Source organism: Treponema sp. R8-4-B8, assembly GCF_054786175.1.
Genome location: NZ_BDHE01000112.1, coordinates 1 through 1,171 on the forward strand (window position 1 = coordinate 1; position 1,171 = coordinate 1,171).

2 protein-coding genes are annotated in these 1,171 nt (G+C 49.0%); both read left to right on the plus strand.

The features are described from left to right. Positions 1-91: hypothetical protein (locus ACYVRA_RS06625; RefSeq protein ID WP_461251957.1), on the plus strand; the 91-nt coding region annotated here is incomplete at its 5' end. A gap of 474 nt (positions 92-565) precedes the next feature. Next, the gene (locus ACYVRA_RS06630; protein WP_461251958.1) at positions 566-1,141 is read left to right on the plus strand and encodes a caspase family protein; all 576 of its coding nucleotides are present in this window, start codon (positions 566-568) and stop codon (positions 1,139-1,141) included. Positions 1,142-1,171: the final 30 nt, after the last annotated feature.

Consider the following 1,171-nt stretch of genomic DNA (forward strand, 5'->3'; position numbering starts at 1 on the left):
GGGGCATACATGGGGTGTTGAATCCGTAGCGTTCAGCCCCAACAGTAAAACCGTTGTTTCAGGCGCACAGGATAATACCACCCGCATCTGAGACGTTGCCACCGGCAAAGAAATCGCGCAATTCATTTCCTTCTACGACGGCGAATGGATCGTCATTACCCCCGAAGGCTACTACAACGCTTCACCTAACGGCGACAATTACATCAATGTCCGTATCGGGAATAACGTCTACGGCATAAACCAGTATAAGGAAATCTTCTACCGGCCTGACATTGTAATAACGGCGCTTTCGGGGAACGCCGCCGCTTATCAGGCGATGGTTAAAAAAGCGGGCGCTAATATTAAAGACGCTGTGCCGCCGCCTAAAATTACAATACAGCCTATGAGAAGCACGCAGGCGATTAAAACGGAAAAAACGGAAATTACAGTAACAATAAATGATGATAACAGTGAAATTAAATACGTTTGGATCAATGTGAATGGCAGGCAGGTCGCGGGGAAAAGCAATACGCGGGCGATAGCCGTGCCTGTCTCCGGGTTGAACGTAACTGGAAAAGACAAACGGATGTTTTTTACCGTCCAGCTTGACGTGGAAGACGGGAACAATGTTGTGGAAGTGTTCGCGGCTAACAGTTATAACGCGGAAAGCTGCGCTTCAATTTCATTTGTCGGGGATGTGCGTAAAGCGCCGCCGGATTTGTGGCTGGTCGCGATAGGGGTGAACGATTACAATGCGTCTTTGATACATGATTTGTCCTACGCGGTCAACGACGCTAAAGTGCTTGTTAATGTGTTTAAAAAACAAGAGGGCAGATGTTACGGGAAAGTAAATGTTCTTCTTCTGGCGGACGGCGAAAGGCAAAAGCCGACTGCGGCTGCCGTGCGCGAAAGTTTCGCGTGGTTTAAACAGGCTAAGGATCGCGACTTGTGCGTCCTCTTTATCGCGGGGCACGCGGTGAATGATTCAAAAGGCGATTATTACTTTTTGCCCTCGGACGCGGCGTTTGACGCGTCGGGCAATTTAAATACAAAGACGGCTATTTCCCATTTGGAAATTATTTCCTTGCTTGACATGCCCGGAAAAGGTTCGTATCTCCCGCCCGCTTGCTATGTCCCACAGTTTTACCGTATTATCCCATGAACCTGAAAGCGCCTGTCTCCCGTCAGGCCT